General features: G+C 71.8%; 18 protein-coding genes and 5 pseudogenes. 11 read left to right on the top strand and 12 right to left on the bottom strand.

Annotation, left to right across the window (positions count from 1 at the left end):
- Nucleotides 1-1,005, bottom strand: a complete 1,005-nt coding sequence (locus ABZZ04_RS20940) for a helix-turn-helix domain-containing protein (RefSeq protein ID WP_356933708.1) — start codon at nucleotides 1,003-1,005, stop codon at nucleotides 1-3.
- Nucleotides 1,006-1,166: 161 nt separating this feature from the next.
- On the opposite strand from ABZZ04_RS20940, the gene ABZZ04_RS20935 reads away from it, so the two are divergent.
- Nucleotides 1,167-2,138, top strand: a complete 972-nt coding sequence (locus ABZZ04_RS20935) for an NADP-dependent oxidoreductase (protein WP_356933814.1) — start codon at nucleotides 1,167-1,169, stop codon at nucleotides 2,136-2,138.
- Between the two features lie 380 nt (nucleotides 2,139-2,518).
- On the top strand, nucleotides 2,519-3,133 hold the full coding sequence (locus ABZZ04_RS20930; RefSeq protein ID WP_356933707.1) for a YdeI/OmpD-associated family protein: 615 nt from the start codon (nucleotides 2,519-2,521) through the stop codon (nucleotides 3,131-3,133).
- A gap of 72 nt (nucleotides 3,134-3,205) precedes the next feature.
- Here the strand turns inward: ABZZ04_RS20930 and ABZZ04_RS20925 are convergent, their stop codons facing one another.
- The gene (locus tag ABZZ04_RS20925; protein WP_356933813.1) at nucleotides 3,206-4,186 is read right to left on the bottom strand and encodes a WYL domain-containing protein; all 981 of its coding nucleotides are present in this window, start codon (nucleotides 4,184-4,186) and stop codon (nucleotides 3,206-3,208) included.
- Nucleotides 4,187-4,302: 116 nt separating this feature from the next.
- Between ABZZ04_RS20925 and ABZZ04_RS20920 the strand changes: the two genes are divergently transcribed.
- Nucleotides 4,303-5,244 (top strand): alpha/beta hydrolase, encoded by a 942-nt coding sequence (locus ABZZ04_RS20920; protein ID WP_356933706.1) that lies wholly within the window; start codon nucleotides 4,303-4,305, stop codon nucleotides 5,242-5,244.
- 74 nt (nucleotides 5,245-5,318) lie between these two features.
- On the opposite strand, the gene ABZZ04_RS20915 is transcribed toward ABZZ04_RS20920, so the two are convergent.
- A complete protein-coding gene (locus tag ABZZ04_RS20915; protein WP_356933705.1) occupies nucleotides 5,319-6,860 on the bottom strand; it encodes a hypothetical protein in 1,542 nt (513 codons plus the stop codon).
- A gap of 219 nt (nucleotides 6,861-7,079) precedes the next feature.
- Between ABZZ04_RS20915 and ABZZ04_RS20910 the strand changes: the two are divergent.
- A pseudogene (locus ABZZ04_RS20910) lies at nucleotides 7,080-7,265 on the top strand (Tn3 family transposase); the annotation flags it as partial.
- 179 nt (nucleotides 7,266-7,444) lie between these two features.
- Here the strand turns inward: ABZZ04_RS20910 and ABZZ04_RS20905 are convergent.
- A complete protein-coding gene (locus ABZZ04_RS20905) occupies nucleotides 7,445-9,013 on the bottom strand; it encodes an FAD-dependent monooxygenase (protein ID WP_356933704.1) in 1,569 nt (522 codons plus the stop codon).
- Between the two features lie 221 nt (nucleotides 9,014-9,234).
- Between ABZZ04_RS20905 and ABZZ04_RS20900 the strand changes: the two genes are divergently transcribed.
- Nucleotides 9,235-9,603, top strand: a complete 369-nt coding sequence (locus ABZZ04_RS20900; RefSeq protein ID WP_356933703.1) for a S26 family signal peptidase — start codon at nucleotides 9,235-9,237, stop codon at nucleotides 9,601-9,603.
- A gap of 40 nt (nucleotides 9,604-9,643) precedes the next feature.
- A pseudogene (locus ABZZ04_RS20895) lies at nucleotides 9,644-10,777 on the top strand (IS630 family transposase).
- Here the strand turns inward: ABZZ04_RS20895 and ABZZ04_RS20890 are convergent.
- Nucleotides 10,742-11,619: pseudogene (locus tag ABZZ04_RS20890) on the bottom strand (site-specific integrase). The pseudogenes ABZZ04_RS20895 and ABZZ04_RS20890 overlap by 36 nt on opposite strands.
- 239 nt (nucleotides 11,620-11,858) lie before the next feature.
- The gene (locus ABZZ04_RS20885; protein ID WP_356933702.1) at nucleotides 11,859-12,617 is read right to left on the bottom strand and encodes a DeoR/GlpR family DNA-binding transcription regulator; all 759 of its coding nucleotides are present in this window, start codon (nucleotides 12,615-12,617) and stop codon (nucleotides 11,859-11,861) included.
- 49 nt (nucleotides 12,618-12,666) lie between these two features.
- Here ABZZ04_RS20885 and ABZZ04_RS20880 point away from each other — a divergent pair, with 49 nt between their 5' ends.
- Nucleotides 12,667-13,377, top strand: coding sequence for an NUDIX domain-containing protein (locus tag ABZZ04_RS20880; protein ID WP_356933701.1), 711 nt, complete (start codon nucleotides 12,667-12,669; stop codon nucleotides 13,375-13,377).
- A 150-nt stretch (nucleotides 13,378-13,527) separates the two neighbouring features.
- Nucleotides 13,528-14,004 (top strand): SRPBCC family protein, encoded by a 477-nt coding sequence (locus tag ABZZ04_RS20875; RefSeq protein ID WP_356933700.1) that lies wholly within the window; start codon nucleotides 13,528-13,530, stop codon nucleotides 14,002-14,004.
- A 60-nt stretch (nucleotides 14,005-14,064) separates the two neighbouring features.
- Here the strand turns inward: ABZZ04_RS20875 and ABZZ04_RS20870 are convergent, their stop codons facing one another.
- The 5 genes from ABZZ04_RS20870 to ABZZ04_RS20850 all read right to left on the bottom strand — a co-directional run bounded on the left by ABZZ04_RS20870 (nucleotide 14,065) and on the right by ABZZ04_RS20850 (nucleotide 21,705).
- A complete protein-coding gene (locus ABZZ04_RS20870; protein WP_356933812.1) occupies nucleotides 14,065-14,937 on the bottom strand; it encodes an alpha/beta hydrolase in 873 nt (290 codons plus the stop codon).
- A 137-nt stretch (nucleotides 14,938-15,074) separates the two neighbouring features.
- Entirely contained in the window at nucleotides 15,075-15,575 is a 501-nt protein-coding gene (locus tag ABZZ04_RS20865; RefSeq protein WP_356933699.1) for a hypothetical protein, read from the bottom strand.
- 1 nt (nucleotide 15,576) lies between these two features.
- A complete protein-coding gene (locus tag ABZZ04_RS20860) occupies nucleotides 15,577-18,957 on the bottom strand; it encodes a CHAT domain-containing tetratricopeptide repeat protein (protein WP_356933811.1) in 3,381 nt (1,126 codons plus the stop codon).
- 5 nt (nucleotides 18,958-18,962) lie between these two features.
- Nucleotides 18,963-19,940, bottom strand: coding sequence for a hypothetical protein (locus ABZZ04_RS20855; RefSeq protein ID WP_356933698.1), 978 nt, complete (start codon nucleotides 19,938-19,940; stop codon nucleotides 18,963-18,965).
- 352 nt (nucleotides 19,941-20,292) lie between these two features.
- On the bottom strand, nucleotides 20,293-21,705 hold the full coding sequence (locus ABZZ04_RS20850) for an aminopeptidase P family protein (RefSeq protein WP_356933697.1): 1,413 nt from the start codon (nucleotides 21,703-21,705) through the stop codon (nucleotides 20,293-20,295).
- Between the two features lie 213 nt (nucleotides 21,706-21,918).
- Here ABZZ04_RS20850 and ABZZ04_RS20845 point away from each other — a divergent pair, with 213 nt between their 5' ends.
- The gene (locus ABZZ04_RS20845) at nucleotides 21,919-22,902 is read left to right on the top strand and encodes a LuxR family transcriptional regulator (protein ID WP_356933696.1); all 984 of its coding nucleotides are present in this window, start codon (nucleotides 21,919-21,921) and stop codon (nucleotides 22,900-22,902) included.
- 104 nt (nucleotides 22,903-23,006) lie between these two features.
- Here ABZZ04_RS20845 and ABZZ04_RS20840 read toward each other — a convergent pair.
- A pseudogene (locus ABZZ04_RS20840) lies at nucleotides 23,007-23,312 on the bottom strand (RidA family protein); the annotation flags it as partial.
- A 258-nt stretch (nucleotides 23,313-23,570) separates the two neighbouring features.
- Here ABZZ04_RS20840 and ABZZ04_RS20835 point away from each other — a divergent pair.
- A pseudogene (locus tag ABZZ04_RS20835) lies at nucleotides 23,571-24,029 on the top strand (transcriptional regulator); the annotation flags it as partial.
- A gap of 60 nt (nucleotides 24,030-24,089) precedes the next feature.
- Nucleotides 24,090-24,895 (top strand): hypothetical protein (locus tag ABZZ04_RS20830; protein ID WP_356933695.1); only part of this gene is annotated, 806 nt, incomplete at its 3' end.

Raw genomic sequence — 24,895 nt, 5'->3', positions numbered from 1 at the left:
TCAGCGGGGCGCGGCGGTTTTCGCGCGGAAGGTCTGTCGATAGGTCAGGGGTGCCACCCCGATCGTGAGTGCCATGTGCCGGCGCAGGGAGGCGCCGGTGCCGAGGCCGGCCTCCTCGGCGATGCGGTCCACCGGGAGGTCGGTGACCTCCAGCAGGCGGCGTGCGTGTTCGACGCGTTGCCGGGTCAGCCACTGGCCGGGCGTCATCCCGACCTCGTCCCGGAAGCGGCGCGAGAAGGTCCGTACGCTCATCCCCGCGTGCCGGGCCAGTTCGGCGAGCGCGAGGGGGCGGCCGAGGCGGGCGAGGGCCCACTCCCGGGTGGCCGAGGTGCTGCTCCGTGCCTCCTCCGGGACCGGCCGCTCGATGAACTGAGCCTGCCCGCCCTCCCGCCAGGGCGGTACGACGCACAACCGGGCCACCCGGTTGGCGACGACGCTGCCGTGGTCGCGGCGCAGCAGGTGCAGGCACAGGTCCACCCCGGCGGCGACCCCGGCGGCGGTGAGGACGCGACCGCCGTCGACGAACAGCACGTCGGCGTCGACCCGGACCCGGGGGAAGGCGCGCTGGAAGCGCTCCGCCTCGTTCCAGTGGGTGGTGGCGCGGTGGCCGTCGAGGAGGCCGGCGGTGGCCAGGACGTAGGAGGCGGTGCACATCGAGACGATGCGGGCGTCGGCCGGCAGGCGGTCGAGGGCCGCGGCGAGTTCGGCGGGCAGCCAGTCCGCGGCGGTGGGCCCGTCGCCGTCCGGGGACGGTTCGCAGAAGAAGGGCGGGACGACGAGGGTGTCCGCGGTGGCGAGGACCTCGGCACCGTGCTCGACCGTGATGCTGAAGTCGGCGCTGGTACGGACCGGGCCGCCGTCGAGACTGCAGGTCAGGACCTCGTAGAGCGGATCGCCGCCAGGTCCCTCGGCCGTGCCGAAGATCCGTACGGGGATGGTCATCTCGAAGGGGTAGACCCCGTCGAGGGCGAGGACGACGACCCGGTGTGCGCGTGCGGCAGTCATGGCCAGATCTTTTCAGATCGTGGCAGTCCGGCCACTCGTCCGGTCGAATCGGGCCGGGCACGCTTGATCGCATGACGACGACACGGGCCACGGAAGCCACTCGTACCTCGCACACCCCGCAGACATCCCCCGCCGCACCGGAGCCGGGGCCGCGGCCCACCATGCGGGCCGTCACCCAGGACGGCCTCGGAGGCCCCGAGGTCCTCCGCCTCGCCACCGTCGACCGGCCCGAACCCGGTCCGGCCGAGGTCCTCGTACGGATCCATGCGACGGCGGTCAACCCCACCGACGTCTGGCACCGCGAGACCGGGGGCCTGGCCGGTGCCGACGCGCCGCCCGTCCCGCTCGGCTGGGACCTCTCGGGCACCGTCGAGGCCGTCGGCATCGGCGTCACCCTGTTCCGCCCCGGCGACGAGGTCTTCGGCATGCCGCGGCACCCCGTCCCGGCGGGCACGTACGCCGAGTACGCCACCTCGCCCGCCCGCCACCTGGCCCACAAGCCGGCCGGCCTCGACCACGTGGCGGCCGCCGCACTGCCGCTGGCCGGCCTGACGGCGTGGCAGGCGCTGGTCGACACCGCGGACGTGCGGCCGGGGCAACGCGTCCTGGTCCACGCGGCGGCCGGCGGGGTCGGCCACCTCGCCGTCCAGATCGCCAAGTCCCGCGGCGCGTACGTGATCGGCACCGCCAGCGCCCCCAAGCACGACTTCGTGCGCTCGCTCGGCGCGGACGAGGTCGTCGACTACCGCACCACCGACTTCGCCGGGACCGTGACCGGTGTGGACGTCGTCCTCGACACGATCGGCGGCGAGTACGGACCGCGCTCGTTGCGGACCCTGCGCCCCGGTGGCCTGGTGGTCTCGCTCGCCTCCCCGGCCGAGGCCGCGCTCGCCGACGAGGCCGACCGGAACGGCGTCCGGGCCGTGTTCCTCGCGGTGGAGGCCGACCGCGCGGGCATGCGGGCCCTCGCCGAACTCGCCGAAAGCGGTGCGCTGCGCCCGCACATCGCCGAGGTGCTGCCGCTCGCACGGGTCGGCAGGGCGCACGAGCTCTCCGGGTCCGGCCGCACCAGCGGCAAGATCGTCCTGACCACCGACGCCCACCGCCGGACCTTTGGGGAGGAACCGCGATGACGGCGTACGTGGGGGTTGATACTGGTGGACTCGCCCATTCAACTGTCGCCAGTTCCGCCTGGGGCCCAGCCTGCTGGTGACCGTACGTGGTCGTCGGCGTAGCGACTCCAGTCCTCTCCGACCTCGGATGCGAGGCGGGTCGCGATGACGTCGTGGTAGCCGAGGGCGTCGACGACGGGACGGCATCTCCAGGACCCACTGTGGCGGATCGCTCCGGTCCGGGCGGCGGCTGTGGGGACGCCGAGGTCGTCGAGCTGACCGGAGAGGGCAGCCGTTCTTCACGGTGGCGTCGGCGAGGGCGAGCCAGGCCGACATCGACGCCGCGGGCTCAACGAGTCGCCCCGACAGGTCGCGACACCTGGTTGCGGCACTAACCTGCGGTGGTGACCGGAACCGAGCTGGATGAGTTGATCGTTGCCGACGGCGCGGCGCTGCGCGCGTGGCTGCTGGACAACCACACCGCCTCTCCCGGCGTGTGGCTCGCCCTGACCAGGAAGGGCGGCACCGTTACCACGCTGACCTGGCAGCAGGCGGTCGACGAGGCACTGTGCTTCGGCTGGATCGACGGGCAGGCCCGCAAGCGCGACGAGGAGAGCTCCTGGCGGCGGTTCACCCCGCGCCGGCCCCGCAGCGTCTGGTCCCAGCGCAACGTCGCCAACGTGGCCCGGTTGGAGGCGGCCGGCCTGATGCAGCCCGCCGGCCGCGCCGCGGTCGACGCCGCGAAGGCCGACGGGCGGTGGACGGCCGCCTATGCGCCGTCATCGGAAGCGGAGGTGCCGGCCGACCTGCGCGTCGCAATCGCCGCCGACCCAGCGGCGCAGGCGATGTTCGAGGTGCTCACCAAGACCAACCGCTTCGCCCTCATCAGCCGGGTCAATGCCGTCAAGCGGGCCGAGACGCGAACCCGGAAGATCGCCGAGTGCGTGGCGATGCTGGTCCGGCACGAGACGATCCACCCGCAGAGAGCCAGGCCGGCGGACCCGCCGGCGTCGTGACCGGGCTCCTGCCGGAACGGACAAACCCAGCCCATTGAGCGGAACTGTTCTCGAAGCCCTGCCTCGTCCGCTTCAAGACGGGTGAAGGTCTCCGCTGGTGCGCGGCCGGCCGTATCGTTCGACGAGGGCGTTGCCGATCGAGGCCAGGCGGTCTCGGACCTCCGGAGGGCCGGTCACCTCGACCCATTCGACCAGCCCGGAGAGCTCGCCGGCGAGGATGTACTCATTGGGGCCGCGGATCACGACCTCGATGCGGCCATCGGTCGTGGAACCTCCCACGTCGAGCCGGTCGCCGAGCGCCATCCGGAGTATGCCTGTCCCGTCGGGTGTGCATACCGCCTGGACCTCCAGCGGCGTTCGTTTGCGATCGACCTCTTCGGCGATCTCGTTCCAGCTCTCGGCAAGGTCGAAGTCCCCGGGTCGGTGCACGGGGTCGCCGGTCGGGTCGGCGGACGACACGCGGTCGATCCGGAAGATCCGTCGGCCGGTCTCGGTGTTGGAGACGAGATACCACACAGGACCTTTGGCGACGATGCCCAGCGGGTGGACGGTTCTCCGGGTTTCGACGCCTTTGCTGTCGACGTAGCCGAGCGACACCTGGACGCCGCGGATCACCGCGTCCTGGAGTTCGTCGAGGAAGCGAGGCGGCCGGTGCTCGATCCGGCTCGCCCCCCATCGCTGCGGGTCTACGACCAGCGACGACGCTGCTGCCTCGGCCTGCACCCGGAAGGGTTTCGGTAGGGCATGGACGAGCTTGCGCAGAGCTGCTTTCATCGCCGGCGTCGCATCCGAGGCCGGACCGACAGCCAGGAACAGGGCGCGTGCCTCACTGGCGGTCAACCCGGACAGGTCGGTACGAGCGCCGCCCACGAGGCGCCAGCCGCCGCCTCGGCCCTGCACGGAGTACACGGGCACCCCGGCCATGGCCAGGGCGTCGAGGTCACGGCGGGCGGTGCGCTCGGAGACGTCCAGCTCTCGGGAGACCTCTGCGGCTGTCACCTGCTCGCGCCGTTGGAGCAAGAGGAGTATGGCCACCAGCCGATCGGATCGCATACTGACAAAACTCTCATAAAAACCGGTCATGAGGTGACCGGTTTGGGGAGCAAGCTGGCGACATGACCTCATCGAGGAGGTCGACCGCCGCCGAACGCCCCCAGAGAGGAAAAGCAGTGTTCAATCGAGCAGAATTTCCCGAGCCCACCCTCATCCAGGTCAACGGTGTGGAGCTCGAAGTCTTCGAGGCAGGCCGGGAGAACAAGGGCAAGCCCATCGTGCTCTGCCACGGCTGGCCGGAGCACGCCTTCTCCTGGCGTCACCAGATGCCCGTCCTCGCAGCGGCCGGCTACCACGTCATCGCACCGAACCAGCGGGGTTATGGCAACTCATCCCGCCCGACCGAGGTGACGGACTACGACATCGAACACCTGACGGGTGACCTCGTCGCGCTCCTGGACCACTATGGCTACGAGGACGCCACCTTCGTCGGCCATGACTGGGGTGCGTTCGTCGTCTGGGGACTGACCCTGTTGCACCCCGACCGGGTGAACAAGCTGATCAACCTGAGCCTGCCTTACCAGGAGCGCGGAGAAACGCCGTGGATCGAGGTCATGGAAACCTTCCTCGGCGGCGACTTCTACTTCGTCCACTTCAACCGGCAGCCGGGCGTCGCGGACGCCGCGTTCGATGCCAACACCTCCCAGTTCCTCCGCAACCTCTACCGGAAGAACGTGCCCCCCGCACCCCCTGAGCCGGGCATGGCATTCATCAACCTCGCCGAGGCGGAAACACCACTCGGCGAGCCCATCATGAGCGACAGCGACCTGGCCGTCTACGTCTCCGCGTTCGAGACGTCTGGATTCACGGGCGGCATCAACTGGTACAGGAACCTCGACCGCAACTGGCACCAGCTGGCGGACGCGGACCCGATCATCAAGCAGCCCGCCCTCATGATCTACGGCGACCAGGACTTCGCGATCCCGAGGTTCGAAAGACTGGCGGAGTTCGTGCCCAACGTGGAAGTGGTCGGCCTGGACTGCGGTCACTGGATCCAGGAGGAAATGCCAGAAGAAACCAACCAGGTGATTTCGGAATGGCTGGAACGGCAGGGCTAGTGTCCTGTGATCCGGTTCGTATCACCTGAAGGCCGAGTTCTCGCATCACACCGATGACAAATGGGCTCGCGAAATCAACTCTCGCCGGTTGTTTTGGATGCCCAGCCGACCGGTGACCTCCCGTGGTCTCCGGCGGCGTATCGGCTCCAGGTGCCGCCGGTCTCGTTGCGGAGGCGACGGGTGGTCTTGTCGTGGTAGCCGAGAGCGTCCGCGACGACAGGTGCGGGCAGTTCGAGGAGTTGCTGTCGGATGGCGGCGCCGCGGGCGGCGGCGATCGGGATTCCGACCTCGTTCAGGAGCGCGGACAGGTGGTTGGGGCCGAGCGGCCGGCCGGTCCGGCGGCCGGGGAGGAGCCGGCGGGACGTCGGGTTGGCCGCGGTGTTCATGTTGCCGCGGTTCGTGATGTGCTCCAGCAGCAGGGCGGAGACCGGCGCCGGGACGGGCGAGGGTGGCTCACCGAGTCGTAGCAGCACGGCGTCGCCCTCGCGGATGACGTCGTCAAGGGTGAGCCGGACGACGCGGCTCAGCGGTTGTGCGTGGAGAAGAACGATGACTCCGGCGACGCGGAGTCGCAGCGGTATCTCCGTGTCGATCAGAAGTCTGCCCAGGGCGGCGAGGCGTTCGTCTTCGCTCAGTGCGGGCCGGCGGGAGATCTTCATTGTGGGGATGGTCAAGGAACGTCGGCAGTGACGGCTCTGCACGGCCCAGTCGAGGAAGCCTCTCAGCCGGGTGCGGGCGTGCTCGGCGTTCTCGGCGAACCAGGCGTCGATGTCGACCTGGCCGCACGACGCGAGGGTGGTGTTCCGCTCGCCGAGCCATTGCAGGAAGGCGGTCGCGTACTTGATCTGTTCGCCGGCGAAGCGGCGGATGCTGGGTGTGATGTGGCTCCGCTCGGCTCGGGCCCGTAGTCCGGGGAGGACGTGCCAGGTCGCGAAGAGCTTGATCGTCTTGGTGTGCTCGGGTTCGGCGATGTCGGAGAGATGGCCGGGGAGCCAGCGCTGGAAGGAACAGATGTGCTTGTCGACCGCGGGCAGGACTCCGCAGGCCATGAGGAGTTCTTCCAGGCGGGAGGCTGCCCGCCAGGGCTGGAGTTCGTGGAACGCATCGTGGGTCAGCGGAATCTCGCCCAGGCCGAGTCGACGAAGCAGCTGCGAGGCGTTTCCCGGCTGCCCGCGACGCATGTCCAGCCAGGCCAGTCCGCTTCCGGGCTTGTCCATCGTCACCAGCAGGTCCAACAGCGGGACCAGCGGGGGACGGACGCGGCCCGTGCCGTCGTCGAGGAGTGCGGTGAGCCGGTCGGTGAGCGTGCAGCGTTCGCAGAGCCGACCGCGCAGGAGCTTGCCCTCGAAGCCGCAGCGTGAGCAGTCGAAGGTCTGGGAGAAGCCGGCGCAGGTGGTGCAGATCGCGGCCCCGTCACCGGGACGGAGCCCGGGAAGGGCCCGGTCCTCGCCGCATCCCAGGCAGATCCCCCGTGTCCGGACGGCTCGGTCCGAACAGGTCCGGCAGACGTATCCGTCCGGCCAGGTGCCGGCCTTGTGCCTGCGGAGACCGCATCGGCAGCAATCGGCCATGGACCAGCGCTCGTACTGTTCGTCGGTGGCGTAGGGGCGGGTCATGCGCCGGGCAGGATGCGGGCCGCGCGGGGGCGGAGCTTCGCGACGTTCGAAGGCGGGGTGGGAAGGTCGCCGGTGGCGGTCTTGCGGACGCTGGCGTTCTCGGCGGTGGTGGCCACCAGGTCGGCCGGGGTGCCGGTCGAGTTTCTGACGGATGAGCAAGCCGCGAAGCATGCGGCGTACGACGGGGCGCCGTCCCGTACGGAGTTGGAGCGGTTCTTCTTCCTGGACGCCGCGGTGAACCAGCCGCGCGCGGACGGTTTCGACGTTCGCGATGAGGACGTGGCCCGCCTCTCGCCGTTCGTGCGGCATCACATCAACACGCTCGGCCGGTACTCCTTCCGGCTTCCCGAACTGCCGGGCGGCCCGCGCCCACTGCGCGATCAGGACGCGGCCGAAGAGGCATGACCCAAGTGCGGTGGCCGTCACCGCCGGGGGCTGTCCCGGCGGTGACGTTCGCACTGGTTACCGGCTCGTAGGGTGCCGGGAGCCGTAACACCGGCGGAGGGCGTGGCGGCTATGCGTGGTGGTGGGTGCGGCAGGCGGTTCGTGGCGCGGGCGGCGTGGACGGCGGCCGGAGCAGCGGATCAACCCGGCGTCACCGCACCCTCCGGCACTCCGAACCACTCCTCCAGCGCTTCCACCAGTCCGACCGTCGACATCGGAGCCTGTGCCCCCGCGTCGGCCGCCCAGGCCGTGAAGCCGTCCGGACGGACGAGGACCGCCGCCAGTTCCGGGCGGGACGGGCAGCCGGCCGTCAGGGTGTCGACGCGGCCGGCGTACCCCGCGGCGAGGGCCCGGAGCTCCGGGTCGTCGGTGAGGTCGAGCAGGAGCGCCCGGCCGCCGTGGAGGTGGTCCGCGAGGCGGCTGCCGTCGGTGAGTTCGAGGTCCGGGGTGCTGCGGCCGGTCAGCGGGTGCTCGCCCGGCAGCTCGTACCGCACCCCGCCGCCGTTGAGCCGCGCGGTGAGGTACGTGGTGCCCACGACCGTCCCCGCCAGGTCGCCGACGATCTCGCGCAGGGCCCGGGACTGCGGATCCGGGCGCATGGCCGCGACCTGGGACCGGGTCCAGTCCAGGACCCACGCACCGACCGGGTGCCGCTCGGAGGCATACGTGTCCAGCAGCCCTTCCGGAGCCCGGCCGCCGATCACCGCGGCGAGCTTCCAGCCGAGGTTCATCGCGTCCCCGACACCCAGGCTCAGCCCCTGGCTCCCGAACGCGGAGTGCACGTGCGCCGCGTCGCCCGCCAGCAGAACCCGGCCCTTGCGGTACTCGGTGACCTGGCGGGCGTGGTCGGTGAAGCGGGTCGCGGTCCGCACCCCGGTGATCGTGACATCCACGCCGGATACACGGCGCAGCCGCGCCTGGAGGTCCTCGGCGGTGACCGGCGCGTCCCGGTCGGCCGGCGGGCCGTCGAACTCCACGGTGACGACGCGGCCCGGCATCGGCCCGTAGGCGTACACCCCGGTGTCCGTGGCGGTCCAGCCGACCTCAAGGTCCTCGGCGCCGGTCATCTCCACGACCGCCTGGTGACAGGTGATCTCCGGGTCCGTACCGGGAAATTCAAACCCTGCGAGCTTGCGGACCACACTGCGGCCGCCGTCGCAGCCCACGAGCCAGCCGGCGCGTATGGCCCCGTGGCCGGTCCGCACGGTGACGGCCCCGTCATCCGCGTCGAAGCCGGTCAGCTCCACCCCCCGGCGCACATCGACGCCGAGCTCGCCCGCCCTCCCGCCGAGCAGCCGCTCGATGTCCTGCTGCGCCACGAAAGCGATCTCGGCGGCGGGTCCGGCGTCGCCGAGGCCCGGTTCCGTACGGTCGACCAGGTCGGCGCGCAGCATGATTCCGGCGAAGTGCCCGACGATCCCGAGCCCTTGGCCCGCGGCCCCGCCTCCGTCCCCGCCGTTCCGCTCGCGCATGAATGCCTGGAAGCGGTCCGTCGCCTGCCGCTGCACCTCGGCCAGCGCGGGCAGCATGCCCCTGCGGTAGAGCGCCTCGGCGCCGGGCGTGGTGATCGCCCCGCCCTTGATCGTCGGGTCCACTTCGGTGAGGCGCTCCAGGACGGCCACGCGCGCGCCCCCGAGCCGCAGCTCGCAGGCCAGCATCAGTCCGACCGGGCCGCCTCCGGCCACCACTACGTCTACGTCATAGTCCATGGCGCCGACTATGACCGAGGGTCCAAGAAGCCAAAAAGGCGCCGAGCTGTCAAGGGACCAGCCCAGCGAGGAGAATGGGGCCGGCACAGTTGGCACTGAGAACGACCAAGCAATGAGGTTCATCGGCTGCCAGTGCCGCATCAGGCAACGTTCGCCTCGCTGATGGAGCGCGGGGAAGTAAATCGGTGGGGTGATGCAGGGGAATCTGCCACGATCATCGGATGGGTGCATTGGATGCAGTGGTAGGCAGGGTTGCTGGCGGGGCCACCGTGACGTTCCGGCCCAGCGGCTCCTCGATGGTCCCGCTGATACGTAGTCGGCAGCAGGTGATCGTTGCCCCGGTCGACCCGTCGAAGGTGGAGGTCGGAGACATCGTCCTCGCCCGTGTCGCCGGGACGGTCCACTTGCACTTGGTGTCGTCCGTGGACCTCGCCAGGAAGCGGGTGCAGATCAGCAATAACCGTGGCCGCGTCAACGGCTGGACCAGCCACGATCGTGTCTTTGGTATCTGTGTGACAGTCGACGGCATCACTCGGTCTGGCGCCGAAGGCAAGACGCTCGCGGCAGCCGACTCCGACGATCCCTCCTGAACCTGACGCTTCCGGCGGCATCGGCCGCCAAGCCATGCGGGTGGCAGAACGAGTGCGTGTTCGCGAGATCGATGACGACGAGGGCCAGCGGTTACTGCGGACAGTCCGCAGAGGCACGGGCTCCGTGGTGGCCTGGCGGCGCGCCCAGATGGTGCTGCTCTCCGCCCAGGGTATGCCGGTCGCGAAGATCGCGGAGGTGTCGTTCACCGGCGCGGACCGGGTCCGGGATGTGTTCCACAACTTCAACGCGGACGGCTTCGACTCGCTCTGACCGAAGCACCGGGGCGGACGACCGAGGACGTTCACGCTGCCCGAGCGCCGGGAGATCAAGAGGATCGCCAAGTCGAAGCCGGCCGAGCACGGCCTGCCGTTCTCGACCTGGAGCCTGGCCGAGCCGGCGGACTTCCTGGTCGCCGAGGGGGTGGTCGACGACATCAGCCACGAGGGACTTCGGGTCCTGCTCCGCGAGGAGGGCGTCCCGTTTCAACACGTGAAGACCTGGAAGACCTCCCGCGACCCGGACTACGCCTCGAAGAAGGCGAGGGTCGAGCACCTGTACGCGATCGCCGACGGTGAGGCCATACCTGAGGACGGCGAGCCCGAAGTCGTCTACTGCCCGGACGAGTTCGGACCGCTCAACCTCCAGCCGCACCCGGGCCGGCAGTGGGCCGAACGCGGCGGCCGGCACAAGGATCCCGACCGCAGGCCCAGACCGCGGCGGCGGGCGACCTGCACCCGCCCGCACGGGGTCCGGCACCTGTTCGCCGCCTACGACCCGGCCAAGGACCAGCTCTACGGGCACGTCAAGAAGACCAAGAACCGCTCCAAGTTCCTGGAGTTCTGCCGCTACCTTCGCTCGCTGCACCCGGCGGACATGCGCATCGCGATCGTCTGCGACAACTACTCACCGCACCTGACCACAAAACGCTGCCAGCGGGTCGGGACGTGGGCCGAGGCGAACAACGTGGAAATCGCATACACCCCGATCAACAACTCCTGGCTCAACCGGATCGAGGCCCAGTTCACCGCCCTGCGCTATTTCGCCCTCGACGGCACCGACCACACCAGCCACAAGGAACAGAGCAGCATGATCCGCCGCTACATCATCTGGCGAAACCGTCATGCCAGCGACCGGCGCCTACGCGCGGTCGTTGCCAGGGCAAACGTTGCCTGATACGGCACTGGCGCCGGGAGCAAGCAGGCTCGTGAGCTCGGCGATCGCCTCGGGAGACGGCTTGAAGCAGCGGTGGACGTTCTCCGGCTTCTTGTGCCGGGACTTCGCCATGAGCATCAAGAGCGACGAGCCCCGCTCTCCGAGGTGGGTCAGAGAGGAGTGGCGGTATTCGTGCAGGCCCCATCCCGTACCGGGGCCGCGGAGGGCAGTGTGCTCGTCCAGCGGTGCTCGGGCCTGCCCATACGGCAACCTGGCCGGCCCGGTGCCCGGGCAGGTGTCGCGGGTGCTGACGACCTTGCCCGGCCCCGGACGGCGGTGGGTGGCGGATACCGGTCCGCGGATACGGCCCTTGAGCAGCCGGGGCAGGAGCCGGGCGGTACCGGCGTCCCAGTACACGGTCTCCAGCACGTAGTCCTCGCGCGCCTGGCCGCGGCGGCGGGGCTCGGTCCTGGCGCCCTTGGCCTTGACCGGGCAACGACGCCCGGCGAAGTCCAGCTCCTCGATATTGACGCCCAAGATCTCCTCGGGCCGCCGGCGGTCCCGTAGAGCATTCGCCACAGCGTCTTCTCCCGCAGGCAGGTGGTTCTCGCGCCGCGCGATCAGCCGGTCGATCGCCGTCTTGGAACGCGCCGGGGTCCCCAGAGCAGTTCGGGGGCCTAGCCGATCTCGTCGTCCGCCACCGACGCCAGACACCGTGCCTCGCCAAGCCCTTCGGCGGTCTTGCCCACCCCGATCCCGTAGTTCCGGACCGTGTTCGGGTTGCCGAGCGAGTAGAGGAACACGTCCGCCGCCGCGCGGACGGTCACGGCCTTCCCGGTCGGCAGCTGTACGACGGTGGGCACCACTTCCCCCTTGCCACAGCCAACAGGGCCGCTTCACGCAGCAGCCGGAGAACGTCACCGCAGGTGACGAATCAAGCTGCCGCAGATATTGGGGTGTTGTCCGTGGGACGACTTCAGGCCGGTCCGCCCGCCGACGCCCCGTCAGCCGCCCACCAGGGCCGAAGGAGGCTTAGCGCCAGTTTCGTTCCGATTTCCTCAACCCCCTACGTGTACGGGGCCCGGCGCCCGGCCGGTGGAGCTCAGCCGGCCGTCAGGACCTCCACGCCGAGCGCCTTCAGCTGCGTGACGACCGCGTCGTGGGGGTCGGCGTCGGTGATCAACCCGCTGATCTCCCCCCAGGGCAGGACGCGGAACCGTGAAGCCGTGCCGATCTTCTCGGAGGAGGCGAGGACGTAGGTGTCCGCGGCCCGTGCGGCCAGGGCGCGCTTCATCGCGGCCTCCTCGGCGTCCCCCGTGGTCAGCCCCGCCTCGGGGTGCACGCCGGTGACGCCGAGCAGGCAGAGGTCGGCGGAGACGTTCTGTGCCGCCTCGACCGCGGCGGCACCGCAGGTGACCGCCGAGTGCTTGAAGATTCGGCCCCCCAGCAGGAAGAGTTCCGCCCGCGGATGACCGAGCAGGGCCGCGGCGATCGTCGGGCTGTGGGTGATCACGGTGCAGGCGAGGTCCCGCGGGAGTGCGTGGGCGACGGCGAGGGCGGTGGTTCCGCCGTCGAGGATCACTGCGCCGTCCGGCCGCACCAGCCCGGCCGCCACCGAGGCGACCCGCCGCTTGCCGTCCGGGGCCACGGCCTGCCGGGCGGTGTAGTCCACCACCGCCGGCGAAACGGGCAGCGCGCCACCGTACACCCGCTGGCACAGTCCCTCGGCGGCGAGATCACGCAGGTCGCGCCGCACGCTGTCCTCGGAGATGCCCAGTGCGGCGGCGACCTCCTTGGCGACGATCTTGCCCTCACGAGCGAGCAGACCGAGCAGGTGGTCACGTCGTTCAGCAGCCAGCATCCGTATTCTCTCCTGTTCTTGCATGTTTCTGCGTGTATCGTAGCGCGCCATGACCGACAAGCCGACCTCCGCTCCCGCCCCCGTTCCTGTCCCCGGCGTCGACGTCCCCGACCACCGCGGCCGCACCGGCCTCGACCGGGCCGGACGCGATCTGGACCGCAACCCCGACGTCGTGGTCCGCGACGTGGAGCTCACCTCCCGGGGCTGGCACGTGCTGCGCCGCACCACCTTCGACCACCGGCGCCGCGACGGACGCTGGGTCACCCAGCAGCGCGAGACCTACGACCGCGGCAACGGCGCGGTCGTCCTGCCGTACGACGCCGAACGCGGACGCGTGCTGCTCACCCGCCAGTTCCGCTACCCGGCCTACGTCAACGGCCACCCGGACGGCATGCTCGTCGAGGCCGCGGCCGGGCTGCTCGACGGCGACGACCCGGTCTCCGCCGTCCGGCGCGAGAGTGCCGAGGAACTCGGTGTCGCGCTCGGCCCGCTCACCCGCGTCCTCGACGCCTACATGAGCCCCGGCTCGGTCACCGAGCGCCTGCACTTCTACACGGCCCCCTACACCCCCGCCGACCGCACCGGCGACGGCGGCGGGCTGGAGGAGGAGGGCGAGGACATCGAAGTGCTCGAACTGCCCTTCACGGAAGCCCTGGCCATGATCCGCGACGGACGCATCGTCGACGGCAAGACCGTTCTGCTCCTGCAGTGGGCCGCCCTGAACGGCCCCTTCGCCCCCGCGGCGGGCGTCGTCGGCTGATACCGCCGTGCCCGGTCCGGACGCGGTTCGCGTGCCGGACGCGCGGGGCGCGGTTAGTGTCGAGAAGCGTGCTCGGCGGCCGGGGAGCCGACGCACGGCTGACAACGGTCATGGGGTGCCGGTTCCGACGTGACGAGGAGCGTGGTCGGTGTGGCCCGGAATCGCCGGTTGATCCTGAGCTCGCCGTCCGAGGTCTGGGACCTGCTGTCCGACGGCCGTCGCTACGGGGAATGGGTCTCGGGAACACAACAGATCATCGACGTGGACCCGCACTGGCCCGAAGCGGGTGCCCGGCTGCGGGTCCGGGTCGGCGCCGGCCCGCTGACCCTCGACGACACCTGCGTCGTCCGCATCTGCGAACCGCGGCACCGCCTGGAACTGGAGGCGAAGGCGGACCCCTTCGGGGCGGCCCGTATCGCCATGAACCTGATTCCCTGGGGCGAGAACACCCTCTTCATCCTCGAATGGCACGCCCTGCGGGGGCCGGGCACCCGGATGCACGGGCTTCCCGTGGACTACCTCGTCTCGATCCGCAACGGCATGATGCTGACGAAGCTGGCCCGGATCGCGGTGCGCGAGCACCGGGACAGCCCCGGTGGCGTCCCGCGCGACACCTGGAGCCGATGAACGCCTCCGCGCCGCGGCCGACAGGCCCCCGCTGTGCCGGCGCCCCGACCGGAGGAACCCCTAACCGCCCACCGCGTCCCGCACGAACCGCCGGAGATGGGCGCGTACGGCATCGGGCTGTTCGAGCCAGGGTTCGTGCCCGGCGCCCTCGATCCGGGTGAGGGGGAGACCGAGCCGGAGCGCGAGCGCTTCGAGGGCCGACATCGGGCGGGGGTCCTCGGTGCCGCCGAGGATTTCCGCCCGGGCGGGCAGACACTCGCGCAGTTCGGCGATACGCCCGTCGAGCGGATCCCGGCGCTTCTCCTCGCCGAGTTCACCGTTCATGACCCAGTTGACGGGGCGCCGGTGCCGGGCGCTTCGCGCGGCCCGGCGCCACCCGGCGCCGGGATCCGCGTGATCGGTGAACCAGGACAGCGTGAGCAGCTCGACCTCCTGCTCCTCCGTACGGCACGGCAGTTCCTCCAGCGCACGGAGCCGCTCCTGCTGCGCCGCGGACATGCGACGCTCGCACTCCGCCCGGTACCCGGCACGCCAGTCACCGACGAACGGCCCGCACATCAGCAGTACCGCGGAGACCCGGTCGGGGTGTGCCAGACAGAACCGGCTCGCCAGGTCGGTGCCGTAGGAGTGCCCGATCAGCACGGCCCCGGGCGCTTCCCCCGGCACGTCCCGGGCGTCGAGCAGTTCGGCGAGATCGGCGACGTGCCGGGCGAGGGAATGGCGGCCCCGCCACGGGGACCGGCCCGTGCCGCGCTGGTCGTACCGGTACACGGGCGCGAGGTCCGCGATCATGGGGGCGACATCGCCCAGGTAGTCGGGCAGGCCCGGACCGCCGTGCAGCAGCACCACGGGCGGCTGCCGCGCCGCGTCCCCCAGCACGGTCCGGTGCAGCCGTGCCCCGTCGCTCATCGGTACGGGGCCCTGCGTCTCCATCGAGGTCACCGCGGAGAAGCTATCAGCGCCACCGGGGCCCGCCAAGGGACGGCGTACGGGGGCCGGTGCCTCGACGCCTCGTACGCCGACGGATCGCGTGCTCACGCCAGTGCGCGCGGGGTTCTGGTGCTCACGGCTCACGGCTCACGGTTCATGAGGCCGAGGACGGTGCGGGCGAGGGAGGAGAGGGCGCCGTCGCTGAGGGGCTTCTTCTCCAGCCGGAACTCGACGGTGTTGCGGCTGTCGTCGCGCTTGAAGCGGAAGCTGACGTGCAGCCGGAGGAAGGCGATGACACCGGCCAGGACGGCCAGGTCGGCGACCAGGTCCTCGCCGCCCATCTGGTCGTCCTCCGGCGGGTCGGCGAGCACCTCCTCGACCAGTTCCCGGGCTCCCTCCTCGCGCGCCAGCGCGGCCAGCACCCGACGGGCGACGGACGCCGGATCGTCCGTCCGCGACGGCGGGGCCCCGACGCCGGCCCGGGCGAAGAGTTCCGCGAGAACCTCGTGCGCCTGCATCGGGTTCGTCAGGCCGGTGGGGAAGGCCCGGCCCAGCCCGTGTGCCAGTTCCTCCAGCGCGAGCAGCGCGGTCCGGTCCGGCAGGGCGGCTGCGGCCCGCTCGGCGTGGGAGGCGTCGGTCATGTCAGCTCCAGTCCCCGAGCGGGACGAACGCCGCCCAGTGGTAGGGGTGGGACAGATGGGCGCGGTCCTCGTCGGCGAGCATGCGCCGCTGCGCGTCCCACAGGGCGCGCCACAGCGGACGGCCCCGCATCACCGCGCCGGTCACCTCGTCGAGCAGGTCGGCGGAACTGGTCCGGTCGACCTGCCAGATCGGGGCGAGAACCGTGCGGGTGCCACCGCGCAGCAGGGCGCGGGGGAGACCGGTGAAGTCCTCGCCGGGGTGGTCCGGCTCGTGCCAGCCGACCGAACAGGCACGCAGCACCACCCGGGACGGGGTGTGCGTGTCGGCCAGGTCGCGGGCCCGCAGGAAGGTCCGCATCGCCCGCTGCGAGGAGGGATCGGCCCGGCGGCTGGGGCGGTCGGTGCCGTCGGAGAGCAACAGGGCGGAGTTCTCCGGGGCGCTGTGGTCCTGGTGGCCGTGGCAGGCGATGTAGGCGAGATCGGCCTGCCCGATGCGCAGGAGGACCTCCTCCGGGGTGGCCTCCGTCCCGGTGAGGGAGGACAGCCGCCAGCCGTCGGCGATGGGCGGCGCGTCGGCCTCGAAGCCGGTCCCGCCGCCCCGGAGGTCCTCCTCCGCCGCCACCCGTACGCACAGGGCGGCCCCCGAACCGGCCGGTCGCGCGGCGCGCAGCGCGGCCAGGCCCGAGACGCTCGGGACGTACACCAGCGCCGCCCGCTCGACGCAGTACCGGCCGTCCGGCAGCCGCAGCGCACCGAGCGGCAGCACGGACAGCGGTCCGTGCGGTGCCACGCACAGGAGCTCGCGCCCCTCCAACAGCGGGTGGAACGGCAGCAGTTGTTCGGCCAGACCCTCCAGGGGCAGCGGGACCGGACGGCGCGGTTTGATCGGGGGGACGGGAGGAAACGCGGAACGGTCGCCGTCGACGACGAGGCGGATCCTCTCCGCGGCGGCGTGCAGCCGGGCGCGTCCCGTCTCGATGCGGTGCCACTGCAACCCGGGCTCGCCGGAGGCCAGTACGAAACAGAACGTCTCGAACTCACCGGTGAAGTACGAGGCCAGCACCATGCCCTCCGCCGGGGCCGCCGCCTCCACCAGCCGCAACGCCTGCGCGAACCCGGCCGGCCGTGCCCTGCGCAGCCGCACGTACCCCGGCGCCAGGTGCTCCATCGCCCCGTACAACGGATCGAGCGCCCGCGCGTACTCGCGGCAGGCCCAGGCCCGGTCCGGGCGCTCCCCACCGGCCAACTGCCGCTGCACGGAAAGCAGTCGCTGCTCCTCGTCCCAGGTCTCCCACGGCATTCCCAGGGGCTTGGCCAGCGGCATCCGGGCCAGGTCCTCGGCCACCCCGCGCGCCTTCACCTCCTCGTGCAGGTCGAACGCCAGCAGCGCCGAGGGGCGGTCGTCGGGCAGCGGCAGGTCCTCGCCGTGCTCGAACAGCAGGGACAGCAGCCCCTCGTACAGCGGGAGCACCAGACCGGCGGCCTGGTCGGCGTCCTGCAGCACCGGATGCAGTTCCCGCGCGCGCAGCCGCAGGCCGCGGTGGTGCCACAGCACCTCGAAGGCCTGCCGGTGGCCGCCCGGCACCCACTGGAGCAGCCGGGCCAGGCCCAGGGGCAGATCGGGGTCCGGGAGCCGGCCGTGTTCCTCGTAGGAGGCGAGGGCCTCCCGCAGCAGCCGTATCGCCACCAGCGGGCCGCGCACCTCGGCGACCGTCTCGCACACCGGCACCGCCAGCTCCTGCACCGTGCGGAACGCGCCCCGTTCCCGCGCGCGCCGCAACCCCTCCACGAGCCGGTGCGCCATCCGGTCCCGCCGCCCGGGATCGCGCTCGACGCGGCACAGCCGCTGCAATGCCAGCAGACGGGTGTCCGGCAGTTCGTGCGGCCCCTCGGGAAAGACCCGGAGCATGCGCTCGCGCAGCTTGCCGAAGGAGAAGGAGAGCGGCTCGTACAGGGCCTCCGGGGGCAGGAACCGCGAAATCAGCGTGCGTTCGCGCAGCCGCTCGGGAAGCCGTTCCGGCAGCTGTGCGTACTCGGGGTCCCCGGACACGTACAGGGCATGGCGGTAGCACTCGGCCGCGCCTTCGACATGCCCCTCGGACAGATCCAGGTCGCCCATGGTGACGAACAGCTCGCCGAAGCACGGATAGGTCGAACTCGCCGACTCGAAGAGGCCCTGCGTCAGCTGCGAGTCCAGCGGCAGCAGATCGCGGGGCAGTCGCGGATCGGTGCCGGAGAACAGCAGCCCGGCCAGCGCGCAGCGCAGCGGCAGCGCGTTCACCTGCCCCGTCCCCTGCTGCTCGGCACGCTCCAGCTCGTTGCTGAGCAGCTCGAACGCCTCCCACTGGCGGTCGGTGCGCTCCAGGCAGGAAGCCAGCCCGTGCACCACCGATGTGCGTGCCCCGGCACGCATCGATATCCCGGGCAGGTCCAGCAGGGCGCGATAGGCGTCGGCTGCCGCTCCCAGCGCGCCGACGGCCTCCGCCACCCGGGCCCGGCAGCCGAGCAGATCCCACCGCGAGGGCATGAACGCCCCGTCCGAGTCGTTGCCGGGGCTCGCCGCCAGCGCCTCCGCCAGCTCCAGCGCGGGCACGGCCTCCCGGTAGCGGTGCAGCGCGGCGAGGGTGTTCGCGAGCTGGAAGGACACTGTCGCCCGCTCCACGGAGGAGGCGCCCGCCGCCCGTTCCAGGGCGTCGGCCGCCTGTCGCAGCACCTCGGCCCGGCTCGGCAGGTCGCCCAACGCGTGGTACACCGAGGCCAGTTGCAGGTAGGTGTTCGCCATCGAATGCACATCGCCCACCGCGTGCTGCAACGAGAGCGCGCGGGCCGCGTGGTACAGCGCCCTGCGGGGCCGGCCCCGTTGCAGCAGGTGGTTCGCCCAGTCGGCGCGGGCCGTCACCCGGCTCGGCCCGTCCTCGGTGAGGAGTCCCAGTGCGGCGATCGCGTGGGCGTTGTGGTTCCGGTCGGCTCCCCACTCCGCCAGCAGCCGTATCGCGTACCGCACCGGCTCGGCCGGGAACAGCGCGCGGTGCCCCTCCAGCACCCGGTAGGCGCCCAGCACGCCCTCGGCCGCGCAGGCGCGGCGCAGCGCCCCGGGGAATCCTGCGCCGTCGGCGGAGCCGTCCCTCCACCCGGTGCCGGGTTCGGACGGGGTCGCCGCCGTCTCCTCGCAGCGCTCGGCGAGGAATGCCGCCAGCTCCGCGAGCGGCCCGCGGCCGGAGGCGTCGTGCGTCTCCGCGAGCTGCCGCAGGAACGCCGCCGTCTCCCCGTGCCGGCCCGGGGGTATCTCCTCGAAGTGGGCGAGCACCTCCTCGTACGTGGGGGCCGACAGGGCGCGCAGCGCGACCTGCAGGGGGCGTGCCGCCAGGTCCCCGTCCGGCATCGCGCTCACCCCTCCCGCCGCTGTCCGCCGAGCCGCGACAGGGCCTCCCGGTACGGCTCCGGATGCTCGGAGGCGCGGGCGCGCAGCCGCAGTTGCTGCAACGGCTCGCGCAGACTCACCTGTCCGCGCTCCACCTCCGTGGCCAGCAGCGCCGCCTCGGTGCCGGCCTCCAGTTCGTGCATGCGCCGTTCCAGGAGGGTCGGCCGGTGCATGCGGGCCAGCACCTCCGAGTACGGTGCGTTCCGCCGCAGGAGCGCCAGCACCTCGTCCCGTTCCCGCGCGGGGCCCACCGAGATCCGGATCCGCGCCAGCTGCTCCAGCGTCGTGCCCACCAGCACACCGTCCTGCTCCAGCAGTGCCGCCGCCCGGTCGAACGGATCGAGCGCGTCCCGGGCCTCCCCGAGGGCGATCAGCGCCGCCGTGTGCAGCAGCAGCCGTTCCGTGTCCAGGGGGCGGTCGCCGGACCGGTCGCGGATCTCCTCGTCCGCGGTCGTGCGCAGTTCGAGGAAGCGCAGTTCGTCGACGCGTTGCCGGTGCAGGTCGCGCAGTGCCACCAGCCGGTTGTGGGCCTCCGCGGCACGCGGTGAATCCGCCGGGTAGGGGCGGGTGTAGGGGCCGACGTCCTCGAAACCGGCCACCACGTGGGACAGCAGCCACATGGCCATCTCGATCCGCTCCGTGGCGGCACAGGCACAGGCCGCGTCCACCCACGCACCACGCCGTCGGGGGTCCGCGCCGAGCGCCGCGAGCAGTGCCGCGGTCGCCCCGAAGGCCTGCCCCGCGCGGAGCAGCGCGACCCCCAGCAGGTGCTCGTGCACCGGATGCGCCGGATCGCGTCCCGAGATCCCGTGGAACGTGTCCAGGGCCCGCAGCCGTTCCTGCAACGAAGCCCGGGGCGCCGGTAGTCGATCCACCCACTCCCGCGGCAGCTCCTCCGCGTCGAAGGGAGTCTCCCACCCCAGTACCGCGGCCGCTCGGCGCATGCCCGCCACCCCCGTCCGGAACACGCTCTCCATGTTCCGGCGCCCGGTGCGCGCGGGCAAGACACCGTGGGCGCCGCTCGGTGGAACACCGAACCCACCGGCTCCATCGGTCCCGGCGGCCCCATCGGTCCCGCCGTCGTCCCCGTCCCCGCCGCCGCGCGTGAGCACGCCCCGGCGCACTGCCACGGTGAGCCTCCGCCCGTGCGCGGGCGGAGGCTCACCGGCGCGGCCGGACCTCGTCGGTCGGACGCCCGTACCGGCCAGGGGAGGCAGGTCGGTACGGGCGGTTTCTGCCGCGACACCGGGCGCCGGTGCCTCTCGTCCGGATCATGCCGGATCCGGACGGAAGCCCTCAGCCCGCGTGCTGGTCCATCCAGGCCTCGACCTCGTCCGCCGACCTCGGCAGGCCCGCCGACAGGTTCTCGTTGCCGTCCTCGGTGACGACCAGGTCGTCCTCGATCCGGACGCCGATGCCGCGCCACTCCTCGGGCACGGTCAGGTCGTCCGGCTGGAAGTACAGGCCGGGCTCCACGGTGAGCACCATGCCCGGCTCCAGCGGGCCGTCGACGTACTCCTCGTTCCTGGCCTGCGCGCAGTCGTGGACGTCCAGGCCGAGCATGTGGCCGGTGCCCGCCATGGTGAAGCGGCGCTGCAGGCCGAGCTCGTACGCACGGTCGGCCGGGCCCTCGATGAAGCCCCACTCGACCAGCCGGGCCGCCAGATGGCGCTGCGACGCCTCGTGGAAGTCCCGGAACGAGGCCCCCGGCTTGACCGCCGCGATGCCGGCCTCCTGGGCCTCGTACACCGCGTCGTAGACCTTGCGCTGCACGGGGGAGAAGGTGCCGCTGATGGGGAGCGTGCGCGTGACGTCGGCGGTGTAGAGGGTGTGCGTCTCCACGCCCGCGTCGAACAGGAGCAGGTCCCCCGGGCGCACCGGGCCGTCGTTCCTCGTCCAGTGCATGATCGTGGCGTGCTCGCCCGCGGCGCAGATCGAGCCGTAGCCGACGGCGTTGCCCTCCAGCCGCGCCCGGCGGAAGAACGTGCCCTCGATCCAACGCTCGGACGACGCGATCGCCCCGGAGAGGTCACCGATCGCATCGACGAATCCGCGCACCGTGGAGTCCACGGCCTTGCGGAGCTCGGCGATCTCCCAGTCGTCCTTGACGAGGCGGAGGCCGCTGAGCACCTCCTCCAGCTCGTCGTCGCGCTCCTCGTCGGTGGTGACGGCGGCCTCCAGGGCCGGGTCGACGCCGCGGACGATGCGGGTCGGCACGTCGGAGGCGCCGGCCAGGTCCTCGGCCGCCCTGCGGACGTCCCGGCAGGGCAGCCCGAGCACGAGCTCCGCCTCGGCGAGGGAGCGGCGCCGGCCCATCCACAGCTCCGCCGTGACACCGGTCCAGAACTCGTTGTCGTCCCGGCTGTCCCGCGGCAGCTGGTAGCAGTAGGCGTCGTGACCGCCGTCCGCGCGGGGTTCGAGGACGAGGGCGCCGTCCCGGGCCTGGTCCCCGGTCATGTGCACGTAGCCCGAGTACGGCCGGAACGGGTAGGTGTCGTCGTTGGAGCGGACCTTGAGGTTTCCCGAGGGGACGACGAGGCGCTCGCCGGGGAAGCGCGCGGAGAGCGCGGCACGGCGGTCGGCCGCGTACGGGGCCTGCTCGTCGGGCTGCAGGTCGTGCCGCTCGGTGTCCGCCCACCCCGTCCGCATCAGGGCGGACAGTTCCTCGGAGATCCCTGAGTAGAGACCGTTCTTACGGCCTTTCGCCACGGCGTGAACCTTCTTCCGGGTGGGTTTCCTCAACGGCGAGGGGTGAAGCGGGCCGTACCGACGTGCTTGCCCCCGGTACGGCCCGGCCCCCTCGCTGCCGCCGTTCGGCGGCGGCTCCCGGACGGTATCCCGCACCGCCTGCACCCGGTGCCCCGAAGTGCCACTGGCACGGATCGGCCACAACAACGGCCGGAGTCGTCGACAATGAGACACATGGCGAACGTGAAAATCGGCGAGGCCCTCCGGCTGCTGGGCCTCGATCACACGGCGAGCCGGGTCTACCTGGCGCTGCTCGAACTGGCGCCCGCCCCGTTGAGCGAGATCGAGGCCGCGTCCGGTCTGGACGGTGCGGAGCTGGCGGAGGCGTACGGCGCGCTGGTCGCCGCCGGTCTGGCCAGTGCCGCCCAGGAGGGCGCGGACGTGGTGGCCCCGGTTCCGCCCGCCGCGGGCCTGGAGATCCTCGCCCGGCACCGGGCGGCCGAGATCGAGGAGTCCCGCATCACCGTCGGGGGCGCGTTCGAGTCGTTCCGGCGGCAGCGGCTCGCCGCGTACAACGACGATCTCGTCGAGGTCGTCACCGGCGAGGCCATCGGCCCCAGGATGCGGCACGCCTGGGCGAGCGCCCGGCACCAGATCCGGCAGTTCGAGTCACCGCCGTACTTCCTCCTGTCCGAGGCCACGGACGACTCGCTGGCCACACTCGCCCGCGGTGTGACGCAGCGCGTCGTGTACTCGCGGGAGTCCCTGGAGTACCCGGGCCGGCTGAAGGACGCCATCGAGCCGTGCATCAAGGCCGGTGAACAGGCCAGGGTGCTGCCGTCGGTGCCGGTCAAGCTCGTGATCATCGACGAGGCGTACGCGCTCGTGTCGTTGTCGATCAAGGAGGCCGACGTGCACAACACCATGCTGGTGGTGCAGCCGTGCGGCCTGCTCTCCGCGCTCATCGCCCTGTTCGAGCAGTCCTGGCGAAACGCCCTGCCGTTCCACGGCCGCACCACCCGGCCGGGCGGCCTGCCGCCCGCCGACCGCCGGTTGCTGTGGCTCCTCGCGGGCGGTGCGAGCGACGACGTCATCGCCCGCGAGCTGGGCATCAGCCGCCGCACGCTGTTCCGCCGCCTGCAGGTCCTGATGGCCCGGCTGGGCGCCGAGAACCGCTTCCAGATGGCCCTGCAGGCGCAGCGCTCCGGATGGTTGTGACCGGCCCGCCACCGAAGCACCGGACTTCCCACCGGGCGCCGGTACCGCGGAGGCGGACCGGCGGACCAGCGGGGCGACGGGCCGATCGAGCGAGGGGTCGGCCGGGCGGCGCCCAACCGCCCTGCCAGCACGCCGTGGTGACGGCGGAACAGATCGATGTCGGTCGTGCAGACGTTGAGCCGGACGAGGTTCGCGAAAGACATGTCGGCCTTGTGGAGCACGGCCTCCATGTTGTCGATGCTCGGCGCCAACTGGGCCGCCATGTCGCCGTCGTGCCGGGGCCGGCCGTCGCCGCTCACCGCGGTCTGCCCCGAGAGGTACAGGGTCCGGGTGTGCCCGGAGACGAGCTCGCCCTGGTCGAACCCCATCACCACCGACCACGTCACCGGGTTGACCGCCGTTCGTTCCACTGGCCATGTCAGCTCCATTCGATTCGTCCCCCCGGGAACGCGCCCCGTCGGGAGCCCGTACCGTCGGGAGTCCGTCCCGTCGGGAATGCGTACCGTCGGGAGTCCGCCCTGTCGGGATTGCGTACCGTCGGGAATGCGTCCCGTCCAACGGCTCGGCGGTCGTCGGCCCGACGTCGTGGCAACGAGCCTGCCAACGAATCACGACGCCCTCGGTCATGTATTCCGTTAGAGTTTTTTCGCATGCGCGCCGACCGGTTGGTCTCACTGGTGCTGCTGCGCCAGCGGGGCCGGTTGACCGCGAACACACTGGCCCGCGAGCCGGAGGTGTCCACCCGCACCGTGCTGCGCGACATCGAGGCGCCGGCCGCCGAGGAACTCCCCGAGGCGGCGCAGCGTCCGGACCGGGGCGACCTGGACCGGATCTGGCGGGAACGCTCCGCGCGGTTCCTCTCCGACGGCGACCACATCATCGTGCTGACAAGGGTGGACCCGGCGCGGCGGGAGGAGCTGCTGAACACCGCGCTGGCCGTCCGTGCGGAAGAACCCGACGCGGACGGGCAGTTGCGGCTGGAGGCGACCTTCCAGGACGCGCGGCACGCCGAATGGGCGCTGTGGCAGCTCGGCACGGACGCGGAGGCCCTGTTCCCGCAGTCGCTGCGCACCCGTCTGCGCGACCGCGCCGCCGCGATGGCCACCAACTGCACGGACCCGTCCTGAGAACGGTGAACCGCGGCCGCCGCATCTGTGATGATCGCTCCGGACGTCGAGGAGGGCGGGATGAGCGGTCGGACGGACGGAGCCGGGGTGGACGGGGTCGGGACGGACGGAGCCGGGGTGGACGGAGCCGGGGTGGACGGGCCGGGCACGGGTGGTCGTGACGTCCGGTTCCGGCCGGGCGACGTGGTGCGGCTGGAGTGCCCGTTCACCTGGACCACGGTCGCCGATGTCTCCCGCTTCCACGTCTCCGTGCGGTGGCCCTGGTCGGAGGTGGACCCGCAGGCGGAGAACTTCGGGTGGAACGGCCGACGGGCGCTTCCGCTGCCCGAGGCCCACGAGTGGGAGCTCTTCCGGACGCGGCCGCCCGAGACCGGGTTGAAGCCGGACGACACCTGTCGGGTGGGCATCCCCCCGACCGTGGTGTACGTCCTGACGGTGCATCACTTCGATCCGCCCCGGGTGACCGGACGGCTGCCGAGGCCTGCGACCTACCTGGAGATCCTGCGGCAGGGCGAGACCCACGACCTCGAATTCGAGGACCAGGGCTACGCGTTCGACCCGGCGGGCGACGAACCGATCCGCTTCGAACTGCTCTTCCGCCCCTACGCCTTCCTCGAACCGGGCGACGAGGTGACCGACCGGAACGGGCGCGCCTGGCGGTTCGACGCGGCCTGGGATTGGCACCCCCTCGACGGAGCGGGGCCTGGCACCCCGGCCTGGCCGCTCACGCTGCTCTCCCGTGGCGACGGGCCCACATCCGAGGAGGCGGGGGGGCGGGGCCCCGGGACCCCCCCGACGGGCCGGTCGCCCCCAGGGGGGGCGAGGGGGCGCCCCAAACCGCCGGGCCCCCCGGCCCAGACACACTC

The sequence above is a fragment of the Streptomyces sp. NPDC006435 genome, from assembly GCF_040612315.1.
Lineage (GTDB): Bacteria > Actinomycetota > Actinomycetes > Streptomycetales > Streptomycetaceae > Streptomyces.
The sequence above is the reverse complement of the archived record's forward strand: the minus strand, read 5'-3'. Positions and strand labels throughout refer to the sequence as shown.